Origin of the sequence: Phenylobacterium sp. (assembly GCF_030693805.1) — a bacterium.
GTDB lineage: Bacteria > Pseudomonadota > Alphaproteobacteria > Caulobacterales > Caulobacteraceae > Phenylobacterium.
Genome location: NZ_JAUXZW010000384.1, coordinates 1 through 9,285, shown reverse-complemented (window position 1 = coordinate 9,285; position 9,285 = coordinate 1). Strand labels below are relative to the sequence as shown.

The 9,285-nt window shown below is 68.1% G+C and carries 7 protein-coding genes; 1 reads left to right on the top strand and 6 read right to left on the bottom strand.

The genetic code is table 11. The annotated features are described in order from the left end of the window. Nucleotides 1-304 precede the first annotated feature (304 nt). From Q8M88_RS15310 to Q8M88_RS15290, 5 genes are all read right to left on the bottom strand, one after another. On the bottom strand, nucleotides 305-1,042 hold the full coding sequence (locus Q8M88_RS15310; protein WP_305598020.1) for a 3'(2'),5'-bisphosphate nucleotidase CysQ: 738 nt from the start codon (nucleotides 1,040-1,042) through the stop codon (nucleotides 305-307). A gap of 31 nt (nucleotides 1,043-1,073) precedes the next feature. Further along, the gene (locus Q8M88_RS15305) at nucleotides 1,074-1,865 is read right to left on the bottom strand and encodes an enoyl-CoA hydratase-related protein (protein ID WP_305598019.1); all 792 of its coding nucleotides are present in this window, start codon (nucleotides 1,863-1,865) and stop codon (nucleotides 1,074-1,076) included. Nucleotides 1,866-1,875: 10 nt separating this feature from the next. Further along, nucleotides 1,876-2,805: a DUF808 domain-containing protein gene (locus tag Q8M88_RS15300; protein WP_305598018.1), complete on the bottom strand. Its 930-nt coding sequence runs from the start codon at nucleotides 2,803-2,805 to the stop codon at nucleotides 1,876-1,878. Between the two features lie 116 nt (nucleotides 2,806-2,921). Beyond that, a complete protein-coding gene (locus tag Q8M88_RS15295) occupies nucleotides 2,922-3,539 on the bottom strand; it encodes an NAD(P)-dependent oxidoreductase (RefSeq protein ID WP_305598017.1) in 618 nt (205 codons plus the stop codon). Nucleotides 3,540-3,750: 211 nt separating this feature from the next. Further along, nucleotides 3,751-5,388: a carboxylesterase/lipase family protein gene (locus Q8M88_RS15290; protein ID WP_305598016.1), complete on the bottom strand. Its 1,638-nt coding sequence runs from the start codon at nucleotides 5,386-5,388 to the stop codon at nucleotides 3,751-3,753. A 247-nt stretch (nucleotides 5,389-5,635) separates the two neighbouring features. On the opposite strand from Q8M88_RS15290, the gene Q8M88_RS15285 reads away from it, so the two are divergent. Further along, nucleotides 5,636-6,820, top strand: coding sequence for an MFS transporter (locus Q8M88_RS15285; protein ID WP_305598015.1), 1,185 nt, complete (start codon nucleotides 5,636-5,638; stop codon nucleotides 6,818-6,820). Here the strand turns inward: Q8M88_RS15285 and Q8M88_RS15280 are convergent. Continuing rightward, the gene (locus tag Q8M88_RS15280; RefSeq protein ID WP_305598014.1) at nucleotides 6,817-8,763 is read right to left on the bottom strand and encodes a TonB-dependent receptor; all 1,947 of its coding nucleotides are present in this window, start codon (nucleotides 8,761-8,763) and stop codon (nucleotides 6,817-6,819) included. The genes Q8M88_RS15285 and Q8M88_RS15280 overlap by 4 nt on opposite strands. Nucleotides 8,764-9,285: the final 522 nt, after the last annotated feature.

The following is a 9,285-nucleotide window of genomic DNA, read 5'->3' as shown; positions in this document are numbered from 1 at the left end:
AGATCAGATGGATATCGCTTGGTCTTCTTCGCGATCTTGGCCATCCGGCCACGGCTCTGCTCGGTCCACATCCCGAGCTTGAATCACAGACCACGATGAAGCGGAATCACCGCTCACGCCTTTTCCAAACAGCCTCTCAGCGGTCCGGCATGCGTGTTGTCGGTGTTCGATGGCGCGGCCATGTCTGTCCTTCGCTCCTGTCGTTATCCGCAGTCGCCACCGCCGGCGCCCGGAATGCTCTGCTGAGAGCATCAAGCCCGTTGAAGCCGCGCACGCAAATCCTTCGTGATCAAAGCCCGCTGGGCTAGAGCCTGGCGATCGCCGCCCTGGCTTGGGTCGCGAGTTCGGGGCGGCAGATCAGCAGATCCGGCAGCCAGGTGTTCTCGGCGTTGTAGCGCATAGGCGATCCATCCAGCCGCGTCACATGCAGGCCGGCGGCCTGCGCCACCGCCACCGGCGCGCAGTTGTCCCACTCGTACTGCCCGCCGGAGTGCAGGTAGATATCGGCTTCGCCGCGGACCACAGCCATGGCCTTGGCCCCCGCCGACCCCATCGGCGCAAGGTCGGCGTCCATCGCCTTGGCGACGGCGAGCGCCTCGGCCGCCGGCCGGCTGCGGCTGACCAGCATCCGCAGTCGCCGACCGATGCTCGGCAGGGGCGGCGGTTGATCGCTGCGCTGCACCAGACCCAGCCCCGGCAGTGCGACGGCGCCGACCATCGCGCATCCATCGACGGCGAGACCCACGTGCACCGCCCAGTCGGTCCGGCCCTCTCCATATTCACGGGTGCCGTCGAGCGGATCGATGATCCACACCCGTGAGCGGGTCAGGCGCACCTTGTCGTCGGCGCTTTCCTCCGACAGCACCGCATCGTCGGGACGCCGCTCGGCCAGCGCCTGCATGAGGAAGGCGTTCGCCGTTCGGTCGCCGGCCTTGCCGAGCCCTGCGTCATGCAGCAGTCCGCTGGCCCTAACAGCCAGCAGGATATCGCCGGCGGCCACCGCCAGCCGCGCCGCCAGTTCCGCGTCGCTGATCTCGGTCATGGATGGTTTCCCTTAATCACCTGCGGACGGGCTATTCGCCCCGGAACACTGGGCGGCGCTTTTCGCGGAAGGCCGTCACGCCTTCGCGCCGATCGGCGGTCGGCGGCGTCCGGTTATAGGCCTCGATCTCTATGCCCAGGCCGGTCTTCAGGTCCGCGTCGGCGCCCAGGCCGATGGCGCGTTTGGCCTGGCGGATGGCGATCGGCGCGTTGCCGGCGATACGCTGTGCGGTCTCCAGGGCGGCGGCGATCAACGCATCGGAGGCCACCACGCGGTTGACCATCCCCCACGCCAGCGCTTCCTCGGCGGTGAACGGCGCGGCGGTGAAGATCAGCTCGCGGGCGCGACGCACGCCGACCGCACGCGGCAGGTTCTGGGTGCCGCCGCCGCCCGGAATGATGCCTAGCGAGGTCTCGGTCAGGGCGAACCGGGCGCCCGACGCGGCATAGATGAAGTCGCAGGCCAACGCGAACTCGCAACCGCCGCCGTAGGCCGCCCCATTTACCGCGGCGATCACCGGGATCGGGCAATCCATCAGCGCCTCGAAGGCCTGCTCGAAGATCACATGCTGGCGGCGCCACTCCGCGTCCGACATCCCGTCGCGTTCCTTCAGGTCGCCGCCGCCGCAGAAGGCCTTGTCGCCGGCGCCGGTCAGCACGACGCAGCGAACGTCGCCGGCGTCGAACATCAAACCCTGGAACAGGTCGTGGACGTCACGGCCCATCTGGGTGTTCAAGGCGTTGGCCTGGGCCGGCCGGTTGAGGGTCGCTTGGATGACATGCGGCGCGAGCGTCTCGACCAGCAGGGTTTCGTAAGCGCGCATCCCGGCTCCTTCAGTGACGCCGCGGCACGAAATGTAGCACGCCCGCCAGCAAGCCGCCGACGACAAGCCCCACCACCGCCGAGCCCGCCGCCATGGCCATCCAGCCGGTGATCGCCCCGATCGCCGGAACCTGGGACGCGGCGTGGGACAGCGTCTCGACCCCATGCGGCACGGTCTTGGCCCCGAAGTGATCCAGCCCGTGCACGATGATGCCGCCGCCCACCCACAGCATCGCCGCGGTGCCGACCTTGGCCAGCGTGCCCATCACCACCGGCATGGTGCGCACCAATCCGCGACCCAGGCGCGCCACCAGCGGCTGGCTGCGGCGCGCCAGGTGCAGACCCACGTCGTCCATCTTCACAATTAGACCGACCGCCCCATAGACGACGATCGTCAGGGCGAGGCCCACCACCGCCAGCGCGGCGGCCTGGACGCCCAGCGGCTGCTCGGCGACCTGCGCCAGCGCGATCGCCATGATCTCGGCCGACAGGATCAGGTCGGTGCGGATCGCGCCGGAGACCTTCTTCGCCTCCAGTTCGGCGGACCCCAGAGCCAGGTCGTCGAGGTCGTTCGCTTCATGGTTGGGCTGCAGGCCCTCGATGATCTTCTCGGTCGCCTCGAAGCAGAGGTACGCGCCGCCGACCATCAGCAACGGCGTCACCGCCCAGGACACGAAGGCGCTCAGGAGCAGCGCCCCCGGAAGCAGGAAGAGGAACTTGTTGCGCAACGAACCGATGGCGATCTTCAGCACGATCGGCAGTTCGCGATCGGGCGTGAAGCCCATCGCATAGCCAGGCGTCACCGCCGCATCGTCGACCACCACGCCGACCGCCTTGGTCCCCGCCTTGCCGGCCGCCCCGGCGACGTCGTCCAGCGAGGCCGCCGCCAGTTTGGCGATCGCCGCCACATCGTCCAACAGCGCGACAAGGCCAGAGGCCATGCAGGAATCCTTGACTCGAGGCGCCTGCCGCGCAGGCCGCGGGAGGCGTATGCCAGCGCCGACGCCCAGCGTGAAGCCGGCGCGTCGGCGCTGGTTCCTAAACCTCGCGCGCCCGGCTAGTAGCCGACCGTGAAGCGCCCGCTGTGCTTACGGTTATCGATCTCATCGGCGATGGCGATGGCGTAGTCCTCGTAGGAGATGCCCGGCTTGCCGTCCGGGCCGACGAGCATCTCATCCTTGCCCAGGCGGTACTTGCCCGTGCGCTCGCCGGGCGCGAATCCGGGCGGCGGGGGCGGCGACAGGTAGGTCCAGTCCAGGTCCTTCTCTTCCTGCAATCGGCCGAAGAAGCGCGCGGCGTTGGACGCCGATCCGGCGGCGGCGGCGGGGAACGTCGGCAGGTCCATGATCCGCGTCTGGGTGCCCGGCGCCAGCAGAGTCCCCGACCCGCCGCAGACGAAGTAGCGGGGAACGCCGGAGGCCTTCACCGCCTCGATCAGCTTGTCGTGGTCGTATTTCACAAACTGCACCGAGCTGATCACGACGTCATGCCCACGCAGCAGCGGGACCAGGGTGTCGGTGTCGTTGATGTCGCCGGCCTTCGCGGTGAGCCCCTCGATCTTGGGGATGTCGTCCGGATGGGTCGAGATGCCGGTGACTTGGTGGCCGCGTGCGACCAGCTCGGCGGTGGCGCGCTTGCCGACTTCGCCGCTGGCCCCGATGTAGGCGATCTTCATGGATCGTTCCTCGTTTTTTAAAGAGGCGCCAAGCTGACGTCTGTTCTGAACGCAGGCAAGACGCAACGCACAAGCGTGCCGTTCCCGCCGTGGCGCGGACCGCCGCGACCTCTACGTCACCGAGGCGCACAGCGGGACGATCCTGCGGGCGCGCGTCCATGTACCAGGCGCCGCCATGTACTCGCACAGCAACGCCGGACCGCCTCGCCGCTCAGATCCGACGGGCGGGCACGGCGTCCCAGAGACGCCGCAGATTGGGCCCCAGCGCGTCGTCGACCACCTGGCTGTGCTGATCGATCAGCAGGGTGGCGCGACGCTGGGCGGTGTAGGCGGGCCAATGCGGCAGGCCAGCGCCGTTCGGATCGCCCGTCGCCGCGAACGCCGTCCAGGTATCGTTGACCTGGGCCGCCAGGGCATGGGCGTCGGGCCGGTCGCGGGTCAGCACAGGCATCTCGGCGATGTTGTAGGCGGTGAAGGGAATCTCCACCCCGTGGGTCGCGCCGAACTTGCCGGCGAACGCCGGCGTCGCCCAGTCGAAGCGGTAGAGATAGACGGGCGCCGGCCCGAGCGCGGCCTTGCGCTCGGCCAGCTTGATGGAGTTCGCGCCGAAGATGTAGTCGGTCCCGAAGCCGATCATCAGCTCGCTGGGCGTCGCGTTTGGCTGTGCATCGCGATAGGCGGCGATGACCTGCGGGGCGGCGTCGCCGACCAGGCCCCGCACACGGCCCTCCAGCCCGGCGTCGTCGAGACCGTACAGGTCCGGATCGGCCATTTGCAGGAACGTGCCCTCGTCGCGATTATAGCCGACGATCACCGGGACGTCGGACGAGATCGGCGTGGCGACAGGATCGAACATGTCGCGCGGGACGATGGTCCCGTCGGCGATTGGCCCGAACCCGCCCTGCGGCGGCGCCTCGTACGGGAACCAGCGGCGATTGAGCGTGAGCTGGCGGGCCTCCAGCATCAGGTGCGCGGGGATCGCCTGCAGCTCGCCGATCTGGCCTGGGCCGATCCCGGCGCGCTTCAGGAACCGCTCGGCCAGCGCCAGGCTGGTCTGCCGTGACGGCAAGGCCAGGCTTGGCCCGCTTTCGATCACCGCGCGATGGAACAGGCCCTTGGCGGCTGGCGTGCCGAGCAGGGTCGACACCTTCGCCCCTCCGCCCGATTCCCCGACGATCATCACCCGGTCAGGGTCGCCGCCGAAGTGCTCGATGTTGTCGCGCACCCATTCGAGCGCGGCCACCAGGTCGAGCAGGCCCACATTGGCCGACGCCGCGAACGCGTCGCCGCCGAACTGGGAAAGGTCCAGGAAACCAAAGCAGTCCAGCCGATGGTTCATCGATACATAGACCACGTCGCCACGACGCACGGTGTTGTGGCCCAGGTACATCGGCCGGTCGCCGGATCCCGTGCTGTAGCCGCCGCCGTGGATGCGCACATAGACCGGCCGTCTGCGCCCGGCCGCCAGGCCCTGGGTCCAGATGTTCAGGACCAGGCAATCCTCGCCCTGGGCGCGGGCGACAGGGCCGCCGAGATAAGCCTGCACCTCGCTCGGCACGAAGGAGACCAGTTGCGGCGCGGACTGGCCCCACTCGACCGCTTCGCGCACGCCGGTCCAGGGCTCCGGCTTCACCGGCGGCATGAAGCGGTTCGAGCCTGACGTGGGCGCGCCGTAGGGCACGCCCCTGAATGTGATGACGCCATCGGGCGACCTGATCCCACGAACCCGGCCGTATCGGGTCGCGGCGATCGCTTCGGCCCGGTCGGACGCGGCCAGGACGTCGTCGGGGATGGCGGCGGAAGCGACGCCCGCCGTGGCGGCGCCGGCCAGCAGGGCGCGACGATCCATCGGGGCCGGCCACGGTTCGAGCGGCCTCGACGCACGCCGCGGTGGTGCGGGCTTCTTCATCCTTGCGTTCCCTCGCCTGGCCCCCGACTCGAAGCGGCCTGGGTCGCCGGTTTGGCGAGGCCGCAGCTTGGACCCCTGCGCAGGTCGGGTCCCGATGTTTTTGACGGCAGGGCTTGCGCATGCCCTGCGCGTCGGGCGCAGTCTGCATTCAGAGCCGGCTCGGGCTTTCGCGACGCATGAGGTCCCCATGGCCGCCACCGAATCCGTCGCGCCGCCGACGCTGAATCCGCTGGCGGTGCCGACCCTTGGCGCGGCCTATTTCCTGCTCGGCCTCAGCGTCAACGCACCGATCGGGCTGGTTGCGCCGATGGCCGCAGACCTGAAGGTTTCAGCAGGTTCGATCGCCTTCCTGTTGTCAGCCCTAGCCTTCACCTACACCTTCGTGGCGCCACTGCTGCAGATGGCGATCGGCGACTGGGATCGCCGGCGGCTGGTGATCATCGGGCTGGCCGCGCTCGCCACCGGGTCACTGATTTGCGCCTTTGCGCCGAACTACGCGGTGGCGGTGGTTTCGCGGATGGTCATGGCGTTCGGTTGCGCGCTGATCGGGCCCATGGTGACGGCGGCGGCGGCCAGCATCGTGCCGCCGGAGCGCGCCGGCCAGGCGATCGGCGTCGTCATGCTGGGGATCTCTTTCTCCTCGGTGCTGGGCGTACCGCTGGCCAGCTTCCTGGGCGGAGTGCTGGGCTGGCGGGTGGTGATCGGGGCGATCGCCGGCTTCTGCGTCGCGATCATCGTGCTGTTGCGGGCTGTCGTTCCGGCCGGATCGCATGGCGTGCGCACGACGCCGAAGGCGATGCTGGCCGTCGCCGTCGACCCGGTGGTCGCCCCTGCCCTGCTGGTCACCTTCTTCCAGATCGGCGCCCAGTTCGCGACCTTCACCCTGATCGGCGTCTATCTGAGCAGCGTGCTGCACGTCGACGCGGCCCTCCTGCCGCTGGCGTTGCTGCTGATGGGCGTCACCAGCATCTCGGGGTCGGCGCTGGCCGCGTTCCTGCTGGGCCGCATGAGTTATGACATCTTGCTGACCGCAGGATTGATCGCCGTGGCGCTGTCGTTCGCCCTGTTTCAGGCGCTGCCCCCGGGCCTGCTAACCTACGGGCTGCTCGGCGTCTGGTGCGCTGTCAGCGCCATGTGCAACGCCCCGCAGTCGACGCGACTGGTGGCCTTGGCCGGCGGGTCGCGCAACCTGGTGCTGACGCTGAACGCGGCGCTGCTGCAATGCGGTCTGGCCGTAGGCGCGGCGCTGGCCGGCACGGTCAACGACCACTTCGGCGTGAGTCGCCTGCCGCAGGCTTCGCTGGTCCTCATCCTGATCGCCCTTGGCATGTATCTGCTGTCGCGCCGCAACGAGGTGCGTCGCGCAGGCTAGAAATCGGTGGCCAGGGTGAAGGTGAACTTGCGCGCGCCGCTCAGGTAGAAGGCGCCCGACGGGTAGATGCGCCAAGCGAAATCATCGAATACGTTCAGTACCTGAGCGCGGAAACTTGAGGCGTGCCCGGCGAGCGAGAAGCGGTAGCGCATGCCGAGATCGAGGGTCGTGAACGCCTCGGCGTCCAGTTGCTGGCCGCCCAGGGCCGCGAAGGTGCGCGACGTCGCCGCGCGCTCGCCGGTGTAGGTCACCCCGGCGTCCACCGACAGACCGCGGACGCTGGCGACGCGGTAGTCGAGGTTCACCTTCAGCGTGGTCTCGGGCTGGCTCACCGGCTTGGGGCCGATAGGCCCGGCGTCGACACCTTCGCCGGTGACCTCGGGCTTCTGCAGCAAGGCGCCGGCGACGACGTTCAACTGGTCGGTCAGAGACCCGGCCAACGAGATCTCCCAGCCCTTGTGCACCTCCTCACCGAGCGCGCGGTAAACTCGTGCGGGATCAAGGTTGAAGTACGGTTTGCTGATCTTGAAATAGCCCAGCACCAGACGGAGCCTCGGCGTGATCGAGTAGCGCATGCCGAAGTCATATTGCTCGGTGTGGATGGCCGGCGGCGCCTCCTGGGCGTTGAGCGCGTTCTCGGGCGCGAGCGGCACTTCCTCGAGCCCTTGGGTGAAGCTGGCGTAGGCCACCGCCTTCGGCGACAGGGTGACGGCGAGCGCGCCGTTGAAGAACAGCGGCTTGTCGCGTGTAACGGTTGGTGCGCCCGTCGGCGGCGTCACGGTCTTCTCGTAGTCGACCTTCTGCACGCCGAGCGTCGCCTCCCCTAAGCTGCGCCAGGCGAGCTGGTACTGGACGCCCGCGGCGCGCTGGCGGACCTCGTCCCAGGACGACGCGCCGTAGACCCAATTGGGTTCCGGGATGAACACCCGCCGGCCGACCACTTGAGGCGCGATGAGCGCCGAGGCGGCGCCCCCGAAGTTGCGCTCGACGTTACGGCCACGCACCGACAGATGCAGTGTCTGGCGCAGGTTGGCGCCGGTGAACACGCCGGTCAGCCGCGCCTCGCCCGATATGCTGACCTGTTCCTGCGGGCGCTCGTTGGTCACCAGGTGCTGAGCCGTCGCGCCCGTCTGGTCGGCGCCCAGATACAGGTCGGCGACCGGGCCGTCGCCAAAGCCGTCGTGGCGGAACAGCCCGGCCTTGAACGTCCAGTGCTGGCCGAGCGGCGTGTGACCGAGCACGCCGTACGTATGGTAGGTCAGATCGCTCCTCGACCAGCTCTGACCGAAGAACACCGGCTCGACGTCTGGCGGTAGGAACGGGCCGGACGTGAACACCAGCGGGTTGAACTTGCTGTGCGTCGCCTTGCCGACGCCGGCGAAGGCCGCGAGTTCGCTGGTCTGGCTTGGCCGCCAGCGCGCCACCAATCCCGACGCGCGAGTGTCGATCTGAGCGAATGGCGCCCCGTTGTCGTCGTTGCGCCACATCGCGGCGCCGGACAGGCCGAACTTGCCGGGGACCACCTGGATGTGGGCGTCGGCCTCCAATGAATAGGTGTCGTTGGATCCTATCTGCACGACGGTCGAGAAGGCGTCGGGCCCCATCGCCGGCTTCAGCGTGTATTCGGCGATGCCGGTGGGCGCGGGGAAAGGATAGCTTTGCGCGGTCAGGCCGACGCGGACCGTGGTCGCGGCCAGCACGCGCGAGGGCATCACCCCGCGCATATCGAAATACAAGCCCTCGATCCGCACATTGCTCGCCGCCAGCGGACTGAAACCGCGCGCGTCGCGCTCGTTGTACAAACCGATCTTCTCATTGCCGAAGCTGACGCCGAACGCATCGTCCGCCGACCGGGTGGCGTTCTCCGCCGCGCGTTGCTGAGCCAGGGCTGGCGAACTGATGAGGGCCGCAGCCGTCGCCAGCGCCCATCCGAGATAGCGCATTCCCCCTCCTGTCTTTGCGACCGGGACCCTGGCGAACGACACCCGCCGCTGGTGAGCGACTTGCGCGGCCTCAGGCGCGCGTCCGGTAACAAACGTCAGTCCGAATTTACGCCGGCTGACTTGAGGTGACGGTACGGCGGCACGAACACGCTGTCCATGATACGCCCGGCGCTTTTTACGCAGCGGAAGCAAAAACGCCAGAGTGCGGGAAAAGACCAATTGGCGTCGGCGATCTTAAGTCTATCGACGACCCACGCTGAGCACATCATCCGAATAAATTTTCGTACACTGCGCATATATTCCAAAGATCCACAGTGGAATGTCACGACCGGCCGCATGCTCAATATATCTTGCGGGAACGGCTGCAGACGGCTCTAAGGCGGCTAAGAGGCTGTTTGGAAAAGGCGTGAGCGGTGATTCCGCTTCATCGTGGTCTGTGATTCAAGCTCGGGATGTGGACCGAGCAGAGCCGTGGCCGGATGGCCAAGATCGCGAAGAAGACCAAGCGATATCCATCTGATC